The following is a 23,923-nucleotide window of genomic DNA, read 5'->3' as shown; positions in this document are numbered from 1 at the left end:
GCGCGGCGCCCTGCTTCTTTGGGCCGACAAATATTCCCGCCGGAGGCATGCGCCCATGGGGCGCGAAAGGCCCAGCGAGTGGCCTCAGTTCACCGGCGTCTCGAGCGCATCGCCGGCCAGGAACGCGGTCACGTTGCGCCGCTGCAGCTTGCCCATGTCGGCGCGCGTGCCATGCGTGGCGGAGCCGACATGCGGCTGCAGCACGACGTTGTCGAGTTCCAGGAACCGCGGATCGACCTTCGGCTCGCCCTGAAACACGTCGAGGCCGGCCCCGGCGAGGCCACCCTGTTCCAGCGCGTCGAGCATCGCGCCCTCGTCGATCGTCGAACCGCGCGAGATATTGACGATCACGCCCTGCGGGCCGAGCGCGTCGATCACTTCCCGGCTGACGTAATGCTCCGTCTCCGGCCCGCCGACGAGCGCGACGACGAGGAAATCGACCGCGTCCGCCAGCGAAACGGGATCGGCGTGGTAGGTCCAGCCGGGAGTCTCCTTCTCGCTGCGGGAATGGTAGTGCACCTCGAGCTTCAGCGCGGCGAGGCGATCGGCGATCTCGCGCCCGATCCGGCCAAGCCCGACGACCCCGGCGCGGCTGCCGGATACCTTGCGGGCAAGCGGCGGCGGACCTTCCTTTGCCCATGTGCCGCTGCGCACCCAAGCATCGCCCTGCACCAGACCGCGCGCCTGCATCAGCAGCATCGCGATGGCGAGGTCGGCGACATCGTCGTTCAGCACGTTCGGCGTGTTGGTGACTTTCACGCCGCGCGCGTCGGCATCGGGGATCGAGATCGCGTCGTAGCCGACGCCATAGTTCGCGATGAGTGCAAGCGCGGGCAGCTTGTCCATCTCCGCCGCACCGAAGGCCTGATGGTGCTTGTAGGCGACGACGCGGACGCCCGCGCGCTCGTCCTCGGGCGCGGCGAGCAGGTCGGACAGCGTGTCGTGAAACACCGCGCCGATTTCCGCGTAGGCCGCGCGTTCGCTGTCACTGTAGCCGCCGATTGCTGCAACTTCGGTCATGAAGGTCCTCCCGCTTTTCAGATTGGCTGCAACGAGACACGGAACGGGCCGGGACACAAGGTCGGACGGGGTGTGCGGATTTTCGCACAGCAGCGCTAACAGGTTGTGTGGAAACTCGCCCGAAGCGGCGCCGTTGCCATGGCCGGCTCCGGATGTCGACGGCGTAAATAACTGTAATTGTTTAGAAAATTAAAAACCTCGAGCGGCCGTGTCAATCCGCTTGGCGGACCCAATTCGCGGCGTCACCTTCACCGAACAGGTATCCGGGAGGGATACCGGGGTTCACATTCGTCTGGGAGGACAAAGATGAAATTCCTGACCACCGCAGCCACCGCGCTCGCGCTTTCCGTCACTGCCGGTGCGGCGCTCGCCGCCTGCGACGACGGCGAAATCGTCGTCAAGTTCAGCCACGTCACCAATGCCGACAATCACCCCAAGGGGATCGCGGCGAACCTGCTCATGGAGCGGGTGAACGAGGAGATGGACGGCACGATGTGCATGGAGGTCTACCCGAACTCCACGCTCTACAACGACGACCAGGTGCTCGAGGCGATGCTTCAGGGCGACGTCCAGCTGGCCGCGCCCTCGCTGTCGAAGTTCGAGACCTTCACCAAGGTCTTCCGCATCTTCGACCTGCCCTTCATGTTCGAGGACATCAACGCCGTCGACGCGTTCCAGTCCTCCGAGGCCGGGCAGTCGATGATGGATTCCATGCAGCGCCGTGGCCTGCAGGGCCTCGGCTTCTGGCACAACGGCATGAAGCAATTCTCCGCCAACGTGCCGCTGGTCGAGCCGGGCGACGCGGAAGGCCTCAAGTTCCGGGTCCAGCCCTCCGACGTGCTGATCGCCCAGATGGAGGCGCTCTCCGCCTCGCCGCAGCCGATGGCGTTCTCCGAGGTCTACGGCGCGCTGCAGACCGGCGTCGTCGACGGGCAGGAAAACACCTGGTCCAACGTCTACGGCCAGAAGTTCTTCGAAGTGCAGGACGGCACGACGGAGACCAACCACGGCGTTCTCGACTACCTCGTGGTGGCCTCGACCGACTGGCTCGACAGCCTCGAGCCGGACGTGCGCGACCAGTTCCTGTCGATCCTCGACGACGTGACCGCCGAGCGGAACGCGGCGGTCGGTGAAGTCGATGCCGAAGCGCGCCAGGCCATCCTCGATGCCGGCGGCGAGATCCGCGAGCTGACGCCCGAGCAGCGCCAGATGTGGGTCGATGCGATGCAGCCCGTTTGGGAGCAGTTCGTCGACGACGTCGGTCAGGACAACATCGACGCGGCGCAGGAGTTCAACGCGAACACCTGACCGGGACGGCGCGGGACGCGAGGCCCCCTTGCGGGGGCCCGCGACGCCCGCCCGCCATCCCGCCCAGCCGTCGGCCCCTGCGCGGGGCCGACGCAATTTGCTCAATATCATACGGGAGTAAGGGACGATGAGTGCCCACGGATATCGGCCACGGACCGCGTTCGCCCGGTTCGTCAACAACGCCGAAGAGACCTTCATCGCGTTCCTGCTCGGGGCGATGACCCTCGTGACCTTCATGAACGTGGTCCTGCGTTATGCCTTCAACTCGCAGCTCATCTGGGGGCTCGAGGTCACGCTGATTCTGTTCGCTTGGCTTGTGCTGTTCGGCATCGCCTACGGCTTCAAGGTGACCGCACATCTCGGGGTCGACGCGGTGACCAACATCGTCTCGCCCGGCCTGCGCCGGATCATGGCGCTGGTCGCCGCCGGCGTCTGCCTCGCCTACGCGCTGCTGGTGGCAAAAGGGGCCTGGGACTACTGGGCGCCGTTCGCCGGCTTCGACGCCACGACGGGCCGCTGGTTTCCGACGGGCTTCGCCGACAGCCGCGATCAGGCCTGGTACGAGACGGACCAGGTGCCGATCCCCTTCGCCAAGGCGTGGCTGGAGGCGACCTTCAACCTGGGGGAGGAGTACGAGCAGCTGCCGCGCTTCATTCCCTACATCATCCTGCCGATCTCGGCGCTGCTGATCCTCGTCCGTCTGGTGCAGGCGACGGTCCGCATCGCCACTGGCCGGGCGGACAGCCTGATTGTGAGCCACGAGGCCGAAGACGCCGTCGAAGACGTCGCGGCCCGGAACCGGGAGGACTGACCCATGGACGTGCTTATCCTGTTCCTGATGATCGTCGGACTGTTGCTGATCGGCGTTCCGATCTCGGTCTCGCTCGGCTTCAGCTCGATCCTGTTCCTGCTGTTCTACTCCGACACCTCGCTCGCCAGCGTTGCGCAGTCGCTCTACCAGGCGATGGCAGGGCATTACACGCTGCTGGCGATCCCGTTCTTCATCCTCGCCTCGACCTTCATGTCGACGGGCGGGGTGGCCAAGCGGATCATCCGCTTCGCCGTGGCCTGCGTCGGCCACCTGCAGGGCGGTCTGGCCATCGCGGGTGTCTTCGCCTGCATGATGTTCGCAGCGCTCTCGGGATCGTCGCCCGCCACGGTGGTCGCCATCGGCTCCATCGTCATCACGGCGATGCGGCAGGTCGGCTATACCAAGGACTTCGCCGCCGGCGTGATCTGCAACGCCGGCACGCTCGGCATCCTGATCCCGCCGTCGATCGTGATGGTGGTCTATGCCTCCGCGACGGATGTCTCCGTCGGCCGGATGTTCCTCGCCGGGGTCATTCCGGGGCTGCTCGCCGGCGTTCTGCTGATGGTGACGATCTACATCTTCGCCCGGATCAAGAACATGCCGAAGGGCGACTGGCTCGGCTGGCGCGAGATCTGGGACAGCTTCCGCGAGGCGTTCTGGGGCCTGCTCCTCATCGGCATCATCATGGGCGGCATCTACGGCCACCCGTGGTTCGGCCTGCGCGAGATGACGTCGGAGAGCGGCACCGTGCTCGAGGTCTGGGGCTTCTACTGGAAGGGCGGGGCCTTCACCCCGACCGAGGCCGCGGCCGTCGCCGCCGTCTACGCCTTCCTCGTCGCGGTCTTCGTCTACCGCGACATGGGTCCGCTCGCCGCGCCGTCCGAGGACGAGGTCTATACCTCGGCCATGGGCGAGCGGACGGTGAACGCCGCCGCGGTGCCGGCGCGCTCAAGCCTGCTGCGGAAGCCCTGGGCGCTGGTCACGGCCTTCTTCCATGCCGACACGCGCTCCGCGCTGTTCGAGGCGGGGAAGCTGACGATCACGCTGATGTTCATCATCGCCAACGCGCTGCTGCTGAAGCACGTGCTGACGGACGAGCAGATCCCGCAGGCAATCGCGCGTTCGATGCTGGATGCGGGCTTCGGTCCGGTGATGTTCCTCATCATGGTGAACATCATCCTGCTGATCGGCGGGCAGTTCATGGAGCCCTCGGGCCTCCTCGTGATCGTGGCGCCGCTGGTGTTCCCGATCGCGCTTCAGCTCGGCATCGATCCGATCCACCTCGGCATCATCATGGTGGTGAACATGGAGATCGGGATGATCACGCCGCCGGTAGGTCTGAACCTCTTCGTCACCTCGGGTGTCGCGGGCATGCCGCTGATGCGGGTGGTCCGGGCGGCGCTGCCGTTCCTCGCCGTGCTCTTCGCCTTCCTGATCCTTGTCACCTACGTGCCGCGGATCTCGACCGCGGTGCCGAACGCGGTGATGGGCCCGCAGATCAGCTGTGGCGGAGCGGTGACGAACTCCACCGAGCAAGCCTATTGCGAGGCTCTCGCGGCACGCTCCGGCCAGTAAGTCCGGTTGGATCACAGGGCGGGCGTCACTTCGGTGGCGCCCGTTCGCGTCTGAAGCGTCTCGTCGCGCTGACGCGCGCCGATCCGTCGGGGAGGCTCTGCCTCCCCCACGCCGCAGGGCTGCGCCCTCCGGCCCCCTCCGGAATATTTCAGCCCGAAGACGGGGGCAGCGTGGCGCTCACCTTCAGGGCGTGGACACGCCAGGTGTCGCCATCGTGGGTCGCGGGTGTGACGGTCGGCGTCCAGGGGGCGAGCGCGGTGGCCCAGAAGGCGCGGGCGGGCGCGTTATCTTCCAGGGTTGCAACGTGCCAGTCGCCGGGGTGCCGGTGCAGGATCGTCTGCGCGGCCAGGGTGCCGAGGCCGCCGCGGCGGTAGGGGCGCAGCACGAAGAACTCCGCCATGAAGTGGCAATCGGCACGGTCGGTGATCGGACAGCCCTCGATCACCAGTGCGAAGCCGGCGAGCTCGTCCTCGCGGTAGAGCAGATAGGGCGTCTGCCAGAAACGGTCGAGAAAATCGTACGCGTAGAGCCCGTCCGCTTCGATGGAGAACGGGCTCTGCGCCGCCATGTCGTAGAGATAGAGCTGGATCAGCCGCGCCACCACCGACCGGTCGTCGTCCGTCGCCGGCACGACCGAGGGGTCGCGGCCCGTGTTCAAGCCACTCAGGCCTTCTGCAGGGCGCTGACGATGGGCGAGAAGTCCTCCGCCGTCAGGCTCGCGCCACCGACAAGCGCGCCATCGACATCGGCGACCGCGAAGATCTCGGCCGCGTTCGATCCCTTGACCGAACCGCCGTAGAGCAGCCGGATCCCGTCCGCATCGCCCGGCAGGTGATCGGCCAGCTGCGCGCGCAAGTAGCCGTGCACTTCGCCGATCTGCTCAAGCGTGGGGACCTTGCCGGTGCCGATCGCCCAGACCGGCTCGTAGGCGATGACCAGCGTGTCGGCGTTCGCGCCCTCGGGCAGCGAGTCGGCGAGTTGCGTGCCGACGACGTCAAGTGTGTGGCCCGCCTCGCGCTCCTCCAGCGTCTCCCCGACACAGACGACGGCGAGGAGGCCGTTCGCGATGGCCGCGCTGCCCTTGGCGGCGACCGTCTGGGACGTCTCGCCATGATCGGCGCGACGCTCGGAATGGCCGACGATCACGGCGGTGGCGCCGGCTTCCTTCAGCATCGCGGCGGAGATGTCGCCGGTGTGGGCGCCCTTCGCCTCGGCGTGGCAATCCTGCGCCCCGACGGCGAGCGGATGGTCGTGGCGCATCGACGCCATCGGCCAAATCAGCGTTGCCGGCGGGCAGAGCAGGATGTCGACCGTCGGCGCGGGATGCGCCTCGCACAGGGCGCGGACCTCCGCCATCGCGGCGAGGGACCCGTTCATCTTCCAGTTTCCGGCGGCGAGTTTGCGGCGCATTGGCGTCTCCTGTTGTCCGGCTTCCCGATTACCAAGACGGGCGACGCCGGAAAAGCCTTGAACTCCTGACCTCGCGGAGGCGAGACAGGGCGCGAGGACGAGAGGGGAGAGGCCGACATGATCCCGACGATCGACGCGCGCGCGCTGCTGGCGGGCGACGGGGGCGAGATCGCCCGCGTGGCCGAAGCCGCCGCAGAGATCGGTTTCATGACGGTGACGAACACGCCGCTGTCGCGCGCGCGGGTGCTTGACGTGCTCGACGGATACCGCGCGTTCTTCGCGCTGCCCGATGCGGAGAAGGCGGAAGTCGACATGTCCCGCACCGGAGCGAGCCGGGGCTGGGGCGCGTCCCGGTCGGAACAGGTGGACCCAGGATCGAACCCGGATTTCAAGGAAGTCTTCGACTGCGGGCATGAGTGGCCGGAAAGCGGGTTGCGGGTCTATGCGCCGAACCTCTGGCCGCAGCGGCCCTCGGGATTCCGCGCGCTTCTCGAAGGGTATTATGCCGACGCCTGCGCCTTCTCGCGGGAACTTCTGGGCGCGATCGCCGAAGCCGTGGGCGAAGATCGCGCCTACTTCGCCGAGGCGTTCGACCGTCCGATGGCGCTGCTGCGCGGCAACTTCTATCCGAAGCGTCCGGACTGGGCGGGCGATCGTGACTTCGGCATCGGCTCGCACACCGATTACGGCTGCCTGACGCTGCTCGCGACCGACGGAGTCGCGGGGCTCGAAGTGCGGGGCCGGGCCGGTAGGTGGGTCAACGTCGAGACCGAGCCGGGCGACTTCGTCATCAATTTCGGTGAGATGCTGGAGATGTGGACCGCCGGGCGCATCCGCGCGACCGAGCACCGGGTGATCGGCACGGCGCAGGAACGGCTGTCGATCCCACTGTTTTTCAACCCCAGGTTCGACGTGAACGTCGCGCCGTCAGGGTCGGGCAAGGTGATCCGCGCGGCGGATCACCTGCAGAAGCGCTACGATGAGACGTACCTGCACCTGAAGGCGGCGCGGGCCTAGGCTCCGCGTTCGGCGGCGAGTTCCTCGACATCCTTGAACTTGATCGACTCGCCGCAGCCGCAGGCATCTGCCACGTTCGGGTTGCGGAACTTGAAGCCGCTCTCGAGCAGCGACGTTTCGTAGTCGATCTCGGTCCCGAAGAGGAACATCTGCGCCATCGGTGCGATCATTACGCGCGCGCCATCCTGTTCGACGACTTCGTCGTTGGGGTCGACTTCGGCCGCGAAATCCATGGTGTATTCCATGCCCGCGCAGCCGCCCTTCTTGACGCCGATCCGGAGGCCCTGGTGGCCGTCCTTGTCCATCAGGCGTGCGATCTGCTTCGCCGCCGTGGGGGTGATCGTGACAGCTTGTTTGCCGGGGATTGAGAACATGGGTCGCCTCGCTTTCCTGACCCGCAATCTAGGACTTCGGGCGCGATGGCTCAAGGGGCCGCCGGGACTGTTGATCCGGGCGGCTCAGAGCAGGTGCGCGCCAAGCCACATCGTCGCCTGCGTGATGGCGATCGCCCAGCCGAAGGATGCCAGCGTGCCGATGATGACGTATTCGCCGGCGCGCTGGTCCTTGTTTGCGGTGTCGAAACGCAGGATCGACTTGGCCGCGATCAGGAAGCCGATGCCGGCGGCCTGTCCGGTCGTCAGCAGCAGGTAGATCAGCGACCGCTCCAGCAGGCCGATCATCCGGCCCGCGCGCAACAGACCGTCGGCCTGCGCGTCGTCCTGATAGGGTTTCATCAGCAAGCCCACGGCCGGGCCGCCGGCGAGCGTCGCCGCGATCAGGCCCGACAGGGTCAGGGCGAGCGCCAGGGCGGGGTCGGGCAGGTGCCAGACCGCCGCATCGGAGCGCCAGGCCGCGAGTGCGACGAGGACGGCAAGGTGCGCCGCCTGATCGGCGAGGAAGGTCAGCAGCGACTCCGGCAGCATCAGCTTGATCCGGTCGATGACGAGGTGCGTCGCCGCGATGAGAAGCGCCAGCAGCGGCGCGCCGGTGAGTGCGAGGACCAGCACGAGGTGGATCGCGATGTGAAGCAGCAGCACCTTCGTCTGGTGCTTCGTCTCCGCCATGCGGGCGGTCTGAAGCACGAAATCGCCGAGGAAGTGCGCGAGGGCCAGCGTGACGAGGAGATCGGTCATGTTGGCTCCCCGTAGTGGTGCGCGCGGAAAGCGTCCAGCGCGCCCTGAAGGTGCGCCATGCCGGCGGCGGCAAGGCGCGACTGCACGGCCTGCCGGGTGATCCCGAGCCGGGCGGCGATCGCTTCGTGCGTCGTGCCACGGGGGGAGAGCGCATGGCTCACCGCTTCGGCTTGCGCCGCCGTCCAGCCGACGGAGAGACCGTCGGCGAGATCGGCGACCGCGTCCTGCCACGGGCCGATCCCGTCGCCTGCCATGACGAGCCGCCGTCGGCGCGGCATCTGGTCCAGCCCGTCGCCCGAGCGATGAAAAGCGGGCCCATTCGCATCGGACAGGTCGAGCGTGCCGGTCGAATCGACCGGCCCCGTGCCGATGGAGATTCGCGTGTCGACGCCCAGGTCCGCGGCCCTGAGCCGGGCGAGGAACCACAGGCCTGCGATCAGGATCAGCGACGGATCGGAGAGGTGGACCTGCCAGCCGTCCCCGCGATGGCGGGTGAAGCGCAGGGCCGTGTGGTGGTCGTCGCCGAATGCGATGGCGGCGGCGCTGAGGGCGTCGATGGCGGCATCGACTCGGTCATTGCCGGCGGTGCGCGACGCGACGAGGTCGCCGGTCAGGACTGCGGATATGGTTGCAATCGACATGAGCAAACAATAACCTTTGCTATGAGTAAAGCAAGACCTAAAGCTTGCTTTCTATAAAGCAAAGAGGCTGATGCTGTGCGAGGCGTCTCCAAAGCCTGCACCGGGGCGCTCGCGCCAACTGATCCGGTCCTTGTCGGAGGTCCGAAACTGGACCAGTGACCGGAAACGGACGGACGAGCCTGAACGAACGGGTGATCGACAACAGCCGCGCCTCCGACGTCAGTCCGCTGACCAACGCCGGTCCACTAACGGAAGACCGGCTCAGGCGGCTTCTGCGGGGGTGGCCTGCGGGAAGATCGGATTGCTCTCGGAATGGACCTCACGCGCGGCGGCGAGGAGCCTTTCGCGCACTTCACAGGACAGCGCCCAAGCCTGGTTCGGGTTGGGGCAGGGGACGAGGAACGTCACCGTCTGGCTGAACACGTCATGGTCGGTGACGTAGACGCCGCGCTCCTCCTCGGGACCGAGCTCGTCCTGCAACACGTCGAGAATGCGATTGTAATGCTTCCGCATGACTTCCACGTCCGCGTCATGGGCGAGTTGCAGTTTCACCTCGCGGATCAGGAACGGGTCCTGCATCGTCCAGTTCTCGAACGTCTCCGAGACGAACTCGTTCACCGGCACGACGAGGCGCTTGCCCGTCCATGTCCGCAACTGGACATAGGTGAAGTTGATGCGCTCCACCGCGCAGATATAGTCCTTGTAGACGACCCGATCGCCGATCCGTGCCGACTGGTTCATCGCGATCTGGAGCGACGACATGATGTTCGACAGAACGTCCCGCGCCGCATAGGCGAGGATCAGCGTCAGCACACCGGCGGAGGCGACCATCGAGAAGCCGAGAGTCTGCATCAGGTTGGCTTCCTGAAGCACCAGCCCGACACCGAAGACCACCAGCACCACGATCGCGGCCCGGCGCACTGCGGCGATCTTGGTGGCGAGGGCGCGCTTGCGCTCCTGCCCGTCGCCGATAGTGGACAATTGTCCGCCATCGAACGGGATCAGCCGGTCGAGCACAACGTCCGTCGCGTTGACCAGCGCCCAGCAGGCCGCGACGGTGAAGCCGATCACCACGAGCGGCGAAATCAGCGTGTCGATCCGCCCCGAGAACACGAACAGGTTCTGCGTCAGTGTCGCCATAACGCCGGTCACGACCGCCAGGATCACCGGCGCGCGGAACGCCACAAGGAACGAGGACGACCCGGAGTCACGCAGCGTCCGGTGCATCCCCCGCGACATCAGCCGGTGAGACATCACCCCGACCCCGATCGAGAACAGGATCGCGAGCGGCAGGATGATGACCTCCCACCAGCGCAACGACCAGAAGGCCTCTCCCTTCAGGACCTCGGGGATGTTCTGTTCGAGCTTCGACGGACCGTAGAGGTCGTACAGCTGAGGGATATTCTGCACCGATTGCTGGCCGAAGACCCAGACGGGGTTCTCGCCACCGACGGCGATGCGGTTCAGATTGATCGTCACCGGACGGTTGCCGGCGTCGATGATCCAGATCATCAGCGACTTGCGCGGCATCCCCGCCATCGCGCTTTCGCTCGGCGCTTGCGGGTTCAGCGCATCGGGCCGGTCGGGCAGGGCGTGCCAGTTCACCACAACCTTCCGGTCGATCACGACATGCAGTTCGCGCGCGAGCTTGGGACCGAGTTCGGCCTGCTCATCCTCGGGCCATGCGGTCAGGTCGAGCAGGTGCGCCGCAGCTTCCCAATTCTCGTTGTCGGCAAAGAAAAGGAAGCTCTCCATCGTCGATTGGGGAGTTTCGCGGTCGATACCGTCCGGCACTTCGCCAAGGCCGGGGTTCAGCGCCTCGACCTCATAGAAGGTGCCGTCGTCATCGCTCGTCTGCGACAGGGCCGCGACGGGAAGAAACAGGCAGATCGCCAGAAAGGACAGTATGAAACGACGCGCTGCCATCGCTTTTAAACGGCAGCGCGGCGGAAGGGTTCCCGACTACATGAAGCCGAGTTCGAGCCGCGCCTCGTCGGACATCATGTCCATGCCCCACTGAGGCTCCCACGTCAGGTCGACATCGACCTGCTTCACGCCGGGGATCGGCTCGATCGCGCCGGCAACCCAGCCGGGCATTTCGCCCGCGACGGGACAGCCCGGCGCGGTGAGTGTCATGATGACCTTAACGGCGTTCTCGTCGTCGATCTCGATCGTGTAGACGAGACCGAGGTCATAGATATTGACCGGGATTTCGGGGTCGTAGACCTGCCGGCAGGCTTCCACGATCTGATCGTAGAGCGGATGCTCGGTCGAGGAGGGTGCGATGAGCGGCGTGCCTTCGAGAGGCGGTGACTGTTCGGTCATGGGGTCCCCAACGGGTTATTCCGACGAAACATATAGGAAATCCGGGGGAGGCGTAAAGGCCACCTCAGCCGACGCGGTTGCCGCTGGCGTCGAGAATCAGGCTTCCGTCCTCTTTTTCGAGCGGACCGGGCGGCCACCGGTCGAGAAGGTCGAGCACCTCCTCGGACGGACGGCAGAGCTTCACACCCTTCGGCGTGCAGACGATCGGCCGGTTCACCAGCACCGGATGCTCCAGCATCGCATCGAGCAGCGCGTCATCTCCGACCGCCGGGTCGAGCAGGCCGAGCTCTTCCGCCGGGCTCTTCGAGGTGCGCAGCGCGGTGCGCGGCGTCAGGGCGGCGGCGGCGAACAGCGCCAGAAGCTGCGGCCGGGTCCAGCCGGTCTGCAGATATTCGATCACCGTCGGCTCGTAGCCGGCCTTACGGATGATCTCGAGCACGTTGCGTGAGGTGCCGCAGTCGGGATTATGGTGAATAACGACGCTCATGTCGGGGTCTCCTGGGGGTCTGCCGGGCCAAGCAGCCAGCCGCACAGCGCGGTGGCGATCAGCGCGCCGGCGATCTGGGCGAGTATGAAGGCGGGCACGTCGACGGGGCGGATCCCGGCGAACGTGTCGGACAGGCCGCGCGCGATGGCGACGGCGGGGTTGGCGAAGCTGGTCGAGGCGGTGAACCAGTAAGCTGCGGTGATGTAGAGGCCGACGAGCATCGGCACCGCCTCGGCCCTGTGGCGGATCCCGGCGAAGATGGTGAGCACCAGCCCGAAGGTGGCCACCACTTCCGCCAGCCATTGCGACGGGCCGGTGCGGACCGTCTGCGACAGTTGCAGCGCGGGCAGTTCGAACATCAGGTGGGCGAGAATGCTCCCCACGATTCCCCCGGCGATCTGGGCGGCGATGTAGGGGCCCACTTCGCGCCACGGCGCGTCGCGGCGCGCGGCGAAGGCGAGCGTCACGGCGGGATTGAAGTGCGCCCCGGAGATCGGGCCGAGCACGGTGATGAGCACGAACAGGATCGCCCCGGTGGGGATCGTGTTGCCAAGCAGCGCGACGGCGACGTCATCCGTAAGGCGATCGGCCATGATGCCGGAGCCGACGACCGTCGCCACCAGCAGGCCGGTGCCGAGAGCCTCCGAGGCAAGGCGGCGGGAGAAGCCTGTCATGCGCGGCGTCCTTGGTCCTTCGGCTGCCCGCCTGGGTGATAAACCGGCACGACGATCATGTGACGGGCTTTGTATCAGGCGCGCCCGACCGGTCGGACAGGGCCACGACGCGATCGCCGCCCTCGCGGCGAAGGATCGCCTCCGCCATGATCGAACGGGCGGAATTGTCGGTGCACAGGGACACCACGGTCCTGATGGTCGGGGTCGTTTCGGCGGCCACGATGGCTCCTCCTCAGCAGGCCTTTGCAGACAGGGATTCAACGACCGGCCGGCAGAGTTCAGGACGGCCGCCGCAGCAATCTTCGACGAGAAACGAGATCAGACCGCCGAGCCGGTCCATGTCGGCCCGGTAGCGGATGTGCCGGCCCTCGCGGACGCTCGTGACAAGCCCTGCGGCCGAGAGCGTGGCGAGGTGCGACGACATCGTGTTCGCCCGCGCGTCCTGCGCGGTGGCGATGTCGCCGGCGGTCATGCCGTCATGCCCCGCCCGGATCAGCAGGCGAAGGACTGCCAGCCGGATCGGCTGGCCGAGGGCGGAGAATGCATCGGAGGCGTCTGTCGTTTCCATATTTCGCGAAATATCGAAACGTCGACGTCCGGTCAAGCACGGGGTGGTCGTCCGAAGGGCCCTGTCAGCCCTTCGCCCCCGATACGCGGCTTTGCTTCAGTGGCGTGGGCCGGACCTGCTGCTCGATCTGGTCGTAGAGCATCCCCGCGAGGTTCTTCTTCGACGCGCCCTCGATCCCCTCGAGACCGGGGGAGGAGTTCACCTCGAGGATCTTCGGCCCGTCGTTGGAGCGGAGCAGGTCAACCCCGGCGAGGTTTAGTCCGAAGGCGCGCGCGGCGCGAACAGCGGCGGTGCGCTCTTCCTTGGTGATCCGCACGGATTCAGCGGTCCCGCCCCGGTGGAGGTTCGACCGGAAATCGTCACCCGCCGCCTTGCGCCGCATCGAGGCGACGACCTTGCCGGCGATCACGAAGCAACGGATGTCCTCCCCGGCGGCTTCCTTGACGAATTGCTGGACGAGGAAGTTGGCGCGCAAACCCCGGAAGGCGTCGATGACGGATTCCGCCGCCTTCTTCGTCTCGGCCATCACGACGCCTTTGCCCTGCGTGGATTCGAGCAGCTTCACGATCAGGGGCGCGGTGCCGACGAGGCCGATCAGGTTATTGGTGTCCTTCGGCGACGCGGCAAAGGCGGTGGTTGGCATGCCGATCCGGTGCCGGGCGAGGACCTGGTGCGCGTGCAACTTGTCGCGGCTGGCCGTGATGCCTTCAGAGCCGTTCACGCAATAGGTGCCGAGCGTCTCGAACTGGCGCACGACCGCGGTGCCATAGGGGGTGATCGAAGCGCCTATGCGGGGGATGACCGCGTCATATCGGGGCAGGCGCTTGCCATCGTAATGCACTTCCGGTGCGAGGCTGTTGATCGCCATGTAGCAGCGCGTCGTGTCGATGACCTCGACCGTGTGGCCGCGCCGATCGCCTTCCTCCACCAGTCGGCGGGTCGAATAATTGTTCGGCTCGCGCGACAGGACGGCGATACGCAGCGCGCGGTTCGGCGCGGTCTGGCGGATCTTCTTGGCCGTGTAGACGTCGAAGCTGCGCTCGGGGCGGAGCAGTTTCTCCGCCGGAACCACGACGCAATCTTCGCGGAGCGCCTGCCGGCCGAGAAGCATCCGGGAGTTCATCGTCGCCCGGTCGGTCAGCGTGATGTCGATCGGCCATTGCTGGTCTTCGCCGACGTCGAGCATCGTGCGGATGACATAGCGCATCTCCGTCTCGCCGTTGCTGCTCGTCACCTCGCGGCGGTCGATCAGCGTGGCCGAGCAGGGGATCGAGAGGTGGTCCTGGCCGGGAAGCGGATGCACGGCGAAGCGCACCTTCGGCGCGCGCGACGATCCGAACGTCTCGATGTCGAAAGCGTGGAGGGCCGAAGTCTTCGCGCCTGTGTCCACCTTCGCCCTGAGGGTCGGAAGGCCGAGATCGGGAAGACCGAGCCACTCCTCCCAGCCGAGACGGATGAAGGAATCGTCTGTGGTATCGCTCATGACTGGCCTTTCCCGCTGTTCGCCGCTTGGGTAACAACGCCGGGCGGTGGTGGAAAGGTTGCAATGGTTACCAAGTCGACGTTGTGGTTTCGCGATCTGACGGGGCTGGAACGGGACGATCCCGCCACCGTGCGCCGCAATGTCTGGCCCGTGGGAGAGGAGATCCTCTGCACTGCCAACGCCCGGCGGATACGGGTCGGGGCGCTCTCTCTGCCCTCTCTCGCCGACCTCCGCCGCAAGCCTGTCCGCGATGCAGGTCCTCTGGACTACGGGGAAGTCGTGGCCGATGTCGTCGACCTGCACCGCAATCCCGCCAACGCCGGGGCGCTGTTCCAGGTCGCCTCGCAGTTCAACCTGCTGGAGATGATCGGCCCTGAAGTGACGCCCGAACATGGCATCGCCGGGTACGCCTCCGATCAGACACAGGGGCCGGCCTGCGCGATGGCCTGCGGAGCCGGGACCCTGTTTCGCAATTACTTCGTTCCGCTCGACGGGCAGAGCGGTCAGACCCAGCAACGCCAGCTCGACGCGGCGGCGGAGCTTCACGACGCGCTCGGCGGCAGATGCTGGAAAATGCGCAACGGCTACCTGCTGCCGCTCGACGGCGGGCTGGCGCGAGCGGCCCGCCTGATCGCGCAGGATCGCGAGGCTTTGATGGGACGTTTGCGCGTCGGGCTGCAAGCCTCCACCGAAGTGACGCTGCCCGGTGCCGGCCACCTGGTGAACCAGGTCTATTGCAGCGCGGTGCCGGTCGCCTACACCGACGACGCGACGACGGAGTGGGAGCCTCTGGCGCGCCTCGTCCTCGACGCCGCCTACGAGGCGACGTTCCGCATCGCGCTCGACCTCGGCGCGCCCCTGTTCCTGACCCGGATCGGCGGTGGAGCCTTCGGCAACGAAGCCGCGTGGATCGACGATGCCATTGCCCGGGCGTGCGAGATGTTCGCGACGTCGGGCCTGCAGGTGCGGATGGTCCGGCATGGCTGAGTGCGGATGCGCGGATCGACGGCCCATGTCGGTCGGGATTGCGCGGCGCGTCGCGAGGGCGTAACCGCCCGGCATGAAATTCGGCTTCACCCTGTCCGCCACCGATGGCGCCGCCCGCACCGGCACGATCTCCACCCCGCGTGGCGACATCCGCACGCCCGCCTTCATGCCGGTCGGCACCGCGGCGACCGTCAAGGCGATGATGCCCGAGAGCGTGCGCGAGACCGGCGCCGACATCCTGCTCGGCAACACGTACCACCTGATGCTCCGCCCCGGTGCGGAGCGGATCGACCGGCTTGGTGGGCTGCACAGGTTCATGAACTGGGATCGCCCGATCCTGACGGATTCCGGCGGCTTCCAGGTGATGAGCCTCGCCGACCTGCGCAAGCTGACCGAGACGGGCGTGACCTTCCGGTCGCACGTTGACGGCAGCAAGCACGAGCTCACGCCGGAGCGGTCGATGGAGATCCAGCGATTGCTCGGCTCGGACATCGTGATGGCCTTCGACGAGTGCCCCGCGCTGCCTGCCGACCGCAAGCGGATCGAGGAGAGCATGCGCCTGTCGATGCGGTGGGCCGAACGGTCCCGTGCGGCGTTCGGTGACCGTCCCGGCCATGCGCTGTTCGGCATTCAGCAAGGCGGGCTGGAACAGGACCTGCGGGAGGAGAGTGCCGAAGCGCTCGCCGCGATCGGTTTCGAAGGTTACGCGATCGGGGGCCTGGCCGTCGGTGAGGGGCAGGAGGCGATGTTCGCCTGCCTCGATTACGCGCCGGGGCAGCTGCCGATCGACAAACCACGCTACCTGATGGGCGTCGGCAAACCCGACGACCTCGTCGGCGCGGTCAAGCGCGGCGTCGACATGATGGACTGTGTGCTGCCCTCACGCTCCGGCCGGACCGGTCAGGCGTGGACGCGGCGCGGGCAGGTGAACCTGAAGAACGCCCGGCACGCCGACGATCCGCGCCCCCTCGACGAGGACTGTACCTGTCCCGCCTGCCGCAACTACTCCCGCGCATACCTGCATCACGTCATGCGGGCAGGAGAGATGATCTCGGGCATGCTACTGACCTGGCACAACCTACATTACTATCAGGAGCTGATGGCGGGGATGCGCAGTGCGATTGCCGCCGGGGACTTCGCAGGCTTCGAGGCGGCCTTCCACGCCAAGCGGGCAGAAGGCGATATCGAACCGCTCTGACGCGGCGCGGCGGTTCAGCCGACGACGGTCGCTTCTCCCGCGTCCTCCGCGCCGAGCTGGCTGCCGGAGCGGGCGCGGATGCGCCCGAGGCCGGTCGCGCTCCATGAACTGCGGTCTTCCAGCACGGATGCCCCGTCGTCGGGACGCTCGCCGCGGACGTCGTCGAACCAGCGGGCGATCGCGATGCGGGGCGGCAGATCGGCCTGCACCGTGCGCGTCTCCACATCGGTCTTGCCGTTCACCTCGGTCAGGTGATGGGTGACTTCCGTCTCCTCCAGACCGAAGCGCGTCGTCCGCTCCAGCATGTAGCGGCAGTGATGGGGGCGATCCTGCTCGATGAAGGTCAACGTCGCCTCCTCGAACAGCCCGTCGGGCGTCCGGAAGCGCAGGTAGAGCGTTTCGTGATCGTCGTCGTCGGAATCGAAATCCATCAGGGCGCCCGACCAGTGATCGTCCGGATGACCGGCGCCCGGCACCAGCCAGCGCCAGACCAGCGGCATCGGCTCGGAAACCTGACTGTGGGCTCGGGTCTCCAGCTTCAGCCGCAGGAAGGGCAGGTCGCTCCATTTGCCGTAGAGAAGGACATGTGCCACGGCGCCCCAGAACAGGAAGAGACCGGGCAGCAGCGCCGGCTCGACCGGCATCAGCGCGGTCAGAACGGCGCCGAGGCCGGCGACCTCCAGCAGCTGTCGCCGTCCGGGAAAGAGCAGCAGAAGGGCGCTCCCGAACAGGATCGCGGCCAGTCCGGCCAGCAGCGGCGCCAGCGCCGCATCCACGAGCAGCGACGTCGCGAGGATCGCGCAGACGGCGACGGTCGTCAGCCGCCGTGTCTGTCCCGTAAGTCGCCGATGCAGGTGGCGCCCGTTCATGGCTCTCGCTCCAAGCCGTGGTTGTCCGCCCACGTCGTGACACGTCTTTGTGACGCCGTCGGGGCCGGGGCGGGGCCATTTGCCGGTGGCAATGGGCGCCCGGCACAATTTGCAGGACTTCCGGCTTGCCGTGATCCGACGCGGCGGGCATTCTCCCTCAAACGCCCTGCAACGGTTGAAACAAGTGGGACAGGCCCCCAAGTTTCTTTCCCAGTCAGGGGATGGCCAGCGCTGCCGAAAGTCGGGGCCGGGCCATCTTGCCAGAACAAGGACACGAGCATGCAAGAGCCTCTCAGCACATCCTACCCGGTCCTGCCGCTGCGCGACATCGTGGTGTTCCCCCACATGATCGTGCCGCTCTTCGTCGGGCGTGAAAAATCCGTTCGCGCCCTCGAAGAAGTAATGCAGGACGACAAGCAGATCCTGCTGTCGAGCCAGATCGACCCGACCGAGGATGATCCGGCCGCCGACGGCATCTACAACGCCGGCGTTCTCGCCAACGTGCTGCAGCTTCTCAAACTGCCCGACGGCACCGTGAAGGTGCTGGTCGAAGGCCGCGCCCGCGTGCGGATCACAGATTTCCTCGAAAACGACCGCTTCTTCGAAGCGAACGCCGAATATCTCGAAGAGAACGATGGCGACGAAGAGACGATCAACGCGCTCGTCCGCTCCGTCTCCGCCGAGTTCGAGCGTTACGCCAAGGCGAAGAAGAACATCCCCGAAGAGGCGCTCTCCGCCGTGTCCGAAGCGACCGAGCCGGCGAAGCTTGCCGACCTCGTAGCCGGTCACCTCGGCATCGAAGTCGCCCAAAAGCAGGAACTGCTCGAGACGCTCTCCGTCAGCGAGCGTCTTGAGAAGGTCTATGGCCTGATGCAGGGCGAACTGTCGGTCCTGCAGGTCGAGAAGAAGATCAAGACCCGCGTGAAGTCCCAGATGGAGCGGACGCAGCGTGAATATTACCTGAACGAACAGATGAAGGCGATCCAGCGCGAGCTGGGCGATGGCGACGATGGCGCCAACGAGATCGCCGAGCTGGAAGAGAAGGTCGCCAACACCAAGTTCTCGAAAGAGGCCAAAGAGAAGGCCGAAGCCGAGATCAAGAAGCTCAAGAACATGAGCCCGATGTCGGCCGAGGCGACGGTCGTGCGCAATTACCTCGACTGGATGCTGTCGATCCCTTGGGGCAACAAGTCCCGCGTGAAGAAGGATCTCGGCCGCGCCGAGGACATCCTCGACCAGGATCACTACGGCCTCGACAAGGTGAAGGAGCGGATCGTCGAATATCTCGCGGTCCAGCAGCGCTCGAAGAAGCTGAAGGGGCCGATCATGTGCCTCGTCGGTCCTCCGGGCGTCGGCAAGACCTCCCTCGGCAAGTCGGTCGCCAAGGCAACGGGACGCGAGTTCATCCGCATTTCGCTCGGCGGCGTGCGTGACGAATCCGAGATCCGCGGCCACCGCCGGACCTACATCGGCTCCATGCCTGGCAAGATCATTCAGGCGCTGAAGAAGGCGAAGACCACGAACCCGCTCATCCTGCTCGACGAGATCGACAAGATGGGGCAGGACTTCCGTGGCGATCCGGCTTCGGCGATGCTGGAGGTGCTCGACCCGGAGCAGAACGGGACCTTCGTGGACCACTATCTCGAAGTGGAATACGACCTCAGCAACGTGATGTTCCTGACGACGGCGAACTCCTACAACATGCCGGGCCCGCTGCTGGACCGGATGGAGATCATCTCGCTCGCCGGCTACACCGAGGACGAGAAGCGTGAGATCGGCAAGCAGCACCTGCTGCCCAAGGTGATGAAGAACCACGGTCTCAAGCCGAAGGAATTCTCCGTCGCCGACGACGCGCTGACCGCCATCGTGCGCACCTACACCCGCGAAGCGGGCGTGCGGAACATGGAGCGTGAGATCGCCAAGGTCGCCCGCAAGGCCGTGACGAAGATCGTCAAGAAGGAAGCCGAAACCATCGAGGTGACGGCGGACAATATCGACGACTTCCTCGGGGTGCCCCGGCACCGCTACGGCCTCGCCGAGAAGGAGGATCAGGTCGGTGTCGTCACCGGGCTGGCCTACACTTCGGTCGGGGGTGAGCTGCTCAACATCGAGGCACTGCGCCTGCCGGGCAAGGGTCGGATGAAGACGACCGGCAAGCTCGGCGACGTGATGAAGGAGTCGATCGACGCAGCCTCGTCCTACGTGCGCTCCATCGCGCCGCAGATCGGGGTCAAGCCGCCGCGCTTCGACGGCTGGGACATCCACGTCCACGTGCCCGACGGGGCGACGCCGAAGGACGGGCCCTCTGCGGGTCTGGCAATGGTTACCGCCATCGTGTCGGTCCTGACGCAGATCCCTGTCCGCAAGGACATCGCCATGACGGGCGAAGTCACGCTGCGCGGCAACGCCTCCGCCATCGGCGGCTTGAAGGAGAAACTGCTCGCGGCCCTTCGTGGCGGCATCACCACGGTGCTGATCCCCGAGGAGAACGAGAAGGACCTGCCGGATATCCCCGACAACGTGAAAGCGGGGCTGGAGATCATCCCGGTGTCTCACGTGTCCGAAGTGCTGGAGCTCGCGCTCACCCGCAAGCCCGACCCGGTCGAGTGGGATGAGGAGGCCGAAGCCGCCGCAGAGGCCGAGGCCGCCGCGATGCGTCGCGCCAACGAACGCGCCGGCGCCGTCGCGCACTGAGCGGATCAGGACGATTTCGGAAAGGGCGTGCCTCCGGGCGCGCCCTTTTTGCTTGTCTTGATGGCAACAACGCGAACTGCGGCAGGAATGTCAGGGCTATGTCTGCGTTCGGCCCCAAATGGCGAGTAGCCTTGCCCGAGACGCCCCGTGTAACCTCGGGGCAGCGAAGCAGCCAAACGGGACAGGCAGATCATGGCCACGAAAACCACGAAGACCCGCACGACCGCCGCCAAGACGACAGGCCCCAAGACCACTCCGACGCGCAAACCCGCCGCCGCTCCGAAGCCCACGGTGGTGTCGGACACGCCCGTCGTCGTCGGGGCCGAGCTGAAGAAGAAGGACTTCATCGACCGCGTGGTGGAGCTGTCGGGTGGCAAGAAGCGCGATGTGAAGCCGGCCGTCGAAGCCGCGCTGGCCGTCCTCGGCGATGCGATCGAGAGCGGTGAGGAGCTGAACCTGCCACCGCTCGGCAAGGTCAAGATCAACCGCGAGAAAGACCTCGCCAACGCCAAGGTCTTCATCTGCCGCATCCGTCGCTCCAAGCCGATGGTCGAAGCGGCACCATCGCTTGACGACAGTGGCGAAAGCCCCCTTGCGGACGATGGCGAAGACGGCTAATTGACCGCCCTGTCGGGTGATTAGCTCAGTGGTAGAGCGCTTCGTTCACATCGAAGATGTCGGGGGTTCAAATCCCTCATCACCCACCATCAAACCAACACCTTGGTCGACACCTGCGAAGCGCGCTGTGGTTCGGTGAACCTGTGCGCCTCGTTTCAGGCTGCCGGGATCGAGAAGATCGGGGCGGGCCGCGAGACGCCCCCACCTCCGATCATCCGACGACCGACAGGTCAGGTCGGCAGGACGATCGCGGCGCGCAGTCCGGGATCGCGGGGCGACAGGTGGATGTCCCCGCCATGCTGCCTGGCGATCGCGCGTGCGATGGAGAGGCCGAGTCCCGTGCCTCCGGTTTCCCTCGACCGGGATTCCTCGAGCCGGAAGAACGGAGCGAAGACCTCCTCCGACAGCTCGAGCGGAATTCCGGGGCCGTCGTCATCCACGAAGATGGTGACGGATCGCGGGTCCGAGATCAGCCGGACCTCTGCGGCACCGGCATAACGGACGGCATTCTCTACCAGGTTGCGGATGACGCGGCGCAGCCCCTCGGGCCGGCAGCGGTAGGTCAGCCGGTCGCTCGGATGAAAACGGACCGGATGGCCCAGTTCGGCGAGGTCATCGCAGACGCTTTCGACCAGCGCGGAAAGGTCTATCGACCGCGTAGGCTCCGTGTTCGTCTCCTGCTGCGCGATGGAGAGGGTGGATTCGGTCATCACCTGCATTTCGCTGATCGTGTCGAGCATCCTCTCCTGCAGTTCGGCATCTTCGACCAGTTCGGCGCGCAGCCTCAGCGTTGTCAGGGGTGTCCTGAGGTCGTGGCCGATGGCGCCGAGCATCCTCGTCCGGTCGGCAACGAAGCGGTGAAGGCGTTCTTGCATGCTGTTGAACGCGATGGTCATGCGGCGGATGTCCTCTGGACCGCGTTCGGCGAGAGGTGCGACAGCCTCTCCGCGTCCCAGAGTCTCTGCGGCTTTCGTGAGGTCTCTCAATGGGCGCGCCAGACGGCGAATGGTCAGGACACCGACCATGGAGACCAGGATGGCCGTGATCGTGAGGGACACCGGAAGGTGCGTCTGCCAGAGCGACGGCGGTATCGCCTTGTAGTAAGCTGCGTTGAGCAGCTGTCCGGTTTCCAGCGGTACGATCACACCGGCGCCGTTGCGGTTTGCGAAGTCGATATGGCGCGCCGAGGCCGACAGGTCGCCCTGTGCCGCGGACGGCGTCGTCCAGTCCGCCCCCTTCAGGAAATAATGCGGGTCGGCGTCCAGCGTCAGGCGATCGAGGTCGGGTCCGCCATCGGCGTCCTGCAGGAGTTGGCTCAAGGGAATCTCGAACTCCGCGAAGGCACGCTGCACCCACGCCTCGAGCGTCAGGGGATCGCCCTCGGACACCCAGAACCGCGAACTCATGGTACTGCTGATCCGGATCAGGTCGCCCCGGAATTCCGGCGGCGCGGCCTCGAACAGGCGGGCGACGGCGGCGGCACGATTGCCGATCTCCGTTCGCGCGGACGTCCTCAGGTCGGCCTGCAGATAGTTCCAGAGCAGAGCCAGCGCGATGGCCTGGGACACGAACAGGGCGACCAGCATCCATGACAGCAGCTGCGCGGTCAGGCTCGATTGCCAGAGGTGCGTGAGGCGCCTCATGCCGGGTAGACCTCGGGCGTGAAGCTGTAGCCGCCGCCACGGTGGGTCTGGATGATCGTCGGGCTCTTCGGGTCGCGCTCCACCTTGCGCCGCAACCGGCTGATCTGGTTGTCGATCGACCGATCGAACGGATCGGCCTCGCGGCCGACGGTGAGATCGAGCAACTGGTCGCGGCTTAGCACCAGGCCCGGGTGATCGACCAGAACCTTGAGCAGCCGGAACTCCGCAGTCGAGAGCGGCACGCCCACACCGTCGTCGCCCTGCAACTCGCGGCGGCCGAAGTCGAGCATCCAGCGGTCGAAGCGCACGTGACCGGCCAGCCGGGCAGCGCGCTGCGGGGGCAGGGTGTGGACCCGGCGGAGCACCGCCTTGATCCGGGCGAGCAACTCGCGCGACGAAAAGGGCTTCACGAGGTAGTCGTCCGCCCCGAGTTCCAGCCCGAGCACGCGATCCATCTCGTCGGATCGCGCGGTCAGGAAGATGACGGGGACGTCCGGACCCGATCGCGCACGCAGGTCGCGACAGATCGTCAGCCCGTCCTCACCCGGCATCATGATGTCCAGAACCACAAGATCCGGGGCCCCCGTGTCCAGGATCCGGCGCAGCGCCGAGCCGCTTTCGGCCAGACTGACGCGGTAGCCCTCTTTCTGCAGGTACTTGCCCACGAGATCGCGGATCTCGCGGTGGTCGTCGACGACGGCAATGTGGTGCGGTTGCGCCATGACCGGCTCCCGGGCTTCTGGATGCAACGGGTTCTAGCGCAGAGCACCCGGTGAGGCGCGTCCGAAATTGTATCCGATTGTAACGGACCGGGCCGTAAGCAGGCATCCGGCCGGGGCGGCGATACAAAACGATACAATTTGCGACATGGCCGGCACAGCCCTGCGACGCACGCTCCGTAGGTTGTTCATCGAAGCCGGATGAGCGCTGCGTCGCTTCTCCTTCGCCATCCATATCGGCCGGCCCTGTGCCGGTCCTCGCATCGCCCAAGGAGGTTCCATGATCGCATTTACCGTGAACGACAGGCCCGTCGAGGTCTCTGTTGACCCGGGCAAGCCGCTGCTCTGGGTGCTGCGGGAGGACCTCGGCCTGCTCGGACCCAAGTACGGCTGTGGCGTCGCAGAGTGCGGCGCCTGCCGTGTGCTGATCGACGGGGTGTCGACACCGGCCTGCGTCGTTCCGGTCGACATGGTGGAGGGAGCCGCGATCACGACCGTCGAAGGTCTTGCGGGCGAGGAGGGTGCCCTTTCGGTCGTTCAACAGGCGTGGATCGAGGAGCAGGTTCCGCAGTGCGGGTACTGTCAGCCGGGCTTCATGATCGCGGTCACGGACTTGCTCAGCCGCAATCCCGACCCGACGGACGCGGAGATCGACGACGCGATTACCAACATTTGTCGCTGCGGGACCTATCCGCGCATCCGCCGCGCCATCCACCGCGCCGCCATGCTGGCCCGAGACTGAG

Annotated in this window: 25 protein-coding genes and 1 tRNA gene; 10 read left to right on the top strand and 16 right to left on the bottom strand. The window is 66.3% G+C overall.

The features are described 5' to 3' along the window. Window positions 1-84: 84 nt before the first annotated feature. Window positions 85-1,020, bottom strand: coding sequence for a 2-hydroxyacid dehydrogenase (locus I8N54_RS10165; protein ID WP_140192676.1), 936 nt, complete (start codon window positions 1,018-1,020; stop codon window positions 85-87). Window positions 1,021-1,326: 306 nt separating this feature from the next. On the opposite strand from I8N54_RS10165, the gene I8N54_RS10160 reads away from it, so the two are divergent. The 3 genes from I8N54_RS10160 to I8N54_RS10150 all read left to right on the top strand — a co-directional run bounded on the left by I8N54_RS10160 (window position 1,327) and on the right by I8N54_RS10150 (window position 4,714). Beyond that, on the top strand, window positions 1,327-2,328 hold the full coding sequence (locus tag I8N54_RS10160) for a DctP family TRAP transporter solute-binding subunit (protein WP_140192677.1): 1,002 nt from the start codon (window positions 1,327-1,329) through the stop codon (window positions 2,326-2,328). A 127-nt stretch (window positions 2,329-2,455) separates the two neighbouring features. Beyond that, entirely contained in the window at window positions 2,456-3,139 is a 684-nt protein-coding gene (locus tag I8N54_RS10155) for a TRAP transporter small permease (protein ID WP_140192678.1), read from the top strand. Window positions 3,140-3,142: 3 nt separating this feature from the next. Next, complete coding sequence (locus I8N54_RS10150) at window positions 3,143-4,714, top strand: TRAP transporter large permease (protein ID WP_140192679.1); 1,572 nt, start codon at window positions 3,143-3,145, stop codon at window positions 4,712-4,714. A 148-nt stretch (window positions 4,715-4,862) separates the two neighbouring features. On the opposite strand, the gene I8N54_RS10145 is transcribed toward I8N54_RS10150, so the two are convergent. Both I8N54_RS10145 and tpiA read right to left on the bottom strand, forming a co-directional pair. Then, the gene (locus I8N54_RS10145; protein WP_140192680.1) at window positions 4,863-5,372 is read right to left on the bottom strand and encodes a GNAT family N-acetyltransferase; all 510 of its coding nucleotides are present in this window, start codon (window positions 5,370-5,372) and stop codon (window positions 4,863-4,865) included. A 5-nt stretch (window positions 5,373-5,377) separates the two neighbouring features. Continuing rightward, a complete protein-coding gene (tpiA, locus tag I8N54_RS10140) occupies window positions 5,378-6,124 on the bottom strand; it encodes a triose-phosphate isomerase (RefSeq protein WP_140192681.1) in 747 nt (248 codons plus the stop codon). A gap of 117 nt (window positions 6,125-6,241) precedes the next feature. Between tpiA and I8N54_RS10135 the strand changes: the two genes are divergently transcribed. Continuing rightward, on the top strand, window positions 6,242-7,141 hold the full coding sequence (locus I8N54_RS10135; RefSeq protein WP_140192682.1) for an isopenicillin N synthase family dioxygenase: 900 nt from the start codon (window positions 6,242-6,244) through the stop codon (window positions 7,139-7,141). Here the strand turns inward: I8N54_RS10135 and I8N54_RS10130 are convergent. The 10 genes from I8N54_RS10130 to rimK all read right to left on the bottom strand — a co-directional run bounded on the left by I8N54_RS10130 (window position 7,138) and on the right by rimK (window position 14,452). Further along, window positions 7,138-7,515, bottom strand: a complete 378-nt coding sequence (locus I8N54_RS10130; RefSeq protein ID WP_140192683.1) for a HesB/IscA family protein — start codon at window positions 7,513-7,515, stop codon at window positions 7,138-7,140. The genes I8N54_RS10135 and I8N54_RS10130 overlap by 4 nt on opposite strands. Before the next feature lie 84 nt (window positions 7,516-7,599). Continuing rightward, window positions 7,600-8,274 (bottom strand): DUF3307 domain-containing protein, encoded by a 675-nt coding sequence (locus I8N54_RS10125; protein ID WP_140192684.1) that lies wholly within the window; start codon window positions 8,272-8,274, stop codon window positions 7,600-7,602. After that, the gene (locus I8N54_RS10120) at window positions 8,271-8,915 is read right to left on the bottom strand and encodes a hypothetical protein (protein WP_140192685.1); all 645 of its coding nucleotides are present in this window, start codon (window positions 8,913-8,915) and stop codon (window positions 8,271-8,273) included. Before I8N54_RS10120 ends, I8N54_RS10125 begins: the two co-directional genes overlap by 4 nt. A 261-nt stretch (window positions 8,916-9,176) precedes the next feature. Next, complete coding sequence (locus I8N54_RS10115; protein ID WP_140192686.1) at window positions 9,177-10,841, bottom strand: mechanosensitive ion channel family protein; 1,665 nt, start codon at window positions 10,839-10,841, stop codon at window positions 9,177-9,179. 36 nt (window positions 10,842-10,877) lie between these two features. Then, window positions 10,878-11,240 carry an SUF system Fe-S cluster assembly protein gene (locus I8N54_RS10110; protein WP_140192687.1) on the bottom strand — a complete coding sequence of 121 codons (363 nt, stop codon included), beginning with the start codon at window positions 11,238-11,240 and terminating at the stop codon, window positions 10,878-10,880. Window positions 11,241-11,304: 64 nt separating this feature from the next. Beyond that, a complete protein-coding gene (gene arsC, locus I8N54_RS10105; protein ID WP_140192688.1) occupies window positions 11,305-11,727 on the bottom strand; it encodes an arsenate reductase (glutaredoxin) in 423 nt (140 codons plus the stop codon). Continuing rightward, window positions 11,724-12,401, bottom strand: coding sequence for an MIP/aquaporin family protein (locus I8N54_RS10100; RefSeq protein WP_140192689.1), 678 nt, complete (start codon window positions 12,399-12,401; stop codon window positions 11,724-11,726). The genes arsC and I8N54_RS10100 overlap by 4 nt, the downstream gene beginning before the upstream one ends. Window positions 12,402-12,456: 55 nt before the next feature. Continuing rightward, window positions 12,457-12,621, bottom strand: coding sequence for a low molecular weight phosphatase family protein (locus I8N54_RS10095; RefSeq protein WP_197097426.1), 165 nt, complete (start codon window positions 12,619-12,621; stop codon window positions 12,457-12,459). Window positions 12,622-12,633: 12 nt separating this feature from the next. After that, window positions 12,634-12,969: an ArsR/SmtB family transcription factor gene (locus I8N54_RS10090; protein ID WP_140192690.1), complete on the bottom strand. Its 336-nt coding sequence runs from the start codon at window positions 12,967-12,969 to the stop codon at window positions 12,634-12,636. A 64-nt stretch (window positions 12,970-13,033) separates the two neighbouring features. After that, window positions 13,034-14,452 carry a 30S ribosomal protein S6--L-glutamate ligase gene (gene rimK, locus I8N54_RS10085; RefSeq protein ID WP_140192691.1) on the bottom strand — a complete coding sequence of 473 codons (1,419 nt, stop codon included), beginning with the start codon at window positions 14,450-14,452 and terminating at the stop codon, window positions 13,034-13,036. A gap of 63 nt (window positions 14,453-14,515) precedes the next feature. Between rimK and I8N54_RS10080 the strand changes: the two genes are divergently transcribed. Both I8N54_RS10080 and tgt read left to right on the top strand, forming a co-directional pair. Beyond that, window positions 14,516-15,439 (top strand): hypothetical protein, encoded by a 924-nt coding sequence (locus I8N54_RS10080; RefSeq protein ID WP_140192692.1) that lies wholly within the window; start codon window positions 14,516-14,518, stop codon window positions 15,437-15,439. 73 nt (window positions 15,440-15,512) lie between these two features. Next, window positions 15,513-16,637 (top strand): tRNA guanosine(34) transglycosylase Tgt, encoded by a 1,125-nt coding sequence (gene tgt, locus I8N54_RS10075; RefSeq protein ID WP_140192693.1) that lies wholly within the window; start codon window positions 15,513-15,515, stop codon window positions 16,635-16,637. A 14-nt stretch (window positions 16,638-16,651) separates the two neighbouring features. On the opposite strand, the gene I8N54_RS10070 is transcribed toward tgt, so the two are convergent. Beyond that, on the bottom strand, window positions 16,652-17,506 hold the full coding sequence (locus I8N54_RS10070; RefSeq protein ID WP_140192694.1) for a hypothetical protein: 855 nt from the start codon (window positions 17,504-17,506) through the stop codon (window positions 16,652-16,654). 279 nt (window positions 17,507-17,785) lie between these two features. On the opposite strand from I8N54_RS10070, the gene lon reads away from it, so the two are divergent. The 3 genes from lon (at window position 17,786) to I8N54_RS10055 (ending at window position 20,907) form a co-directional block, all read left to right on the top strand. Beyond that, the gene (gene lon, locus I8N54_RS10065) at window positions 17,786-20,200 is read left to right on the top strand and encodes an endopeptidase La (RefSeq protein ID WP_140192695.1); all 2,415 of its coding nucleotides are present in this window, start codon (window positions 17,786-17,788) and stop codon (window positions 20,198-20,200) included. Between the two features lie 192 nt (window positions 20,201-20,392). Further along, window positions 20,393-20,818 carry an HU family DNA-binding protein gene (locus I8N54_RS10060; protein ID WP_140192696.1) on the top strand — a complete coding sequence of 142 codons (426 nt, stop codon included), beginning with the start codon at window positions 20,393-20,395 and terminating at the stop codon, window positions 20,816-20,818. Window positions 20,819-20,832: 14 nt separating this feature from the next. Next, window positions 20,833-20,907, top strand: a tRNA-Val gene (locus I8N54_RS10055). A 141-nt stretch (window positions 20,908-21,048) separates the two neighbouring features. Here the strand turns inward: I8N54_RS10055 and I8N54_RS20190 are convergent. Then, a complete protein-coding gene (locus I8N54_RS20190) occupies window positions 21,049-22,461 on the bottom strand; it encodes an ATP-binding protein (RefSeq protein ID WP_140192697.1) in 1,413 nt (470 codons plus the stop codon). Continuing rightward, complete coding sequence (locus tag I8N54_RS10045; protein ID WP_140192698.1) at window positions 22,458-23,183, bottom strand: response regulator; 726 nt, start codon at window positions 23,181-23,183, stop codon at window positions 22,458-22,460. Before I8N54_RS10045 ends, I8N54_RS20190 begins: the two co-directional genes overlap by 4 nt. 277 nt (window positions 23,184-23,460) lie before the next feature. Between I8N54_RS10045 and I8N54_RS10040 the strand changes: the two genes are divergently transcribed. Beyond that, window positions 23,461-23,922 (top strand): (2Fe-2S)-binding protein, encoded by a 462-nt coding sequence (locus I8N54_RS10040; protein ID WP_197097427.1) that lies wholly within the window; start codon window positions 23,461-23,463, stop codon window positions 23,920-23,922. Window position 23,923: the final 1 nt, after the last annotated feature.

This window comes from Pelagovum pacificum (assembly GCF_016134045.1).
Classification (GTDB): domain Bacteria; phylum Pseudomonadota; class Alphaproteobacteria; order Rhodobacterales; family Rhodobacteraceae; genus Oceanicola; species Oceanicola pacificus_A.
This window is presented reverse-complemented; position numbering and strand designations above follow the sequence as displayed.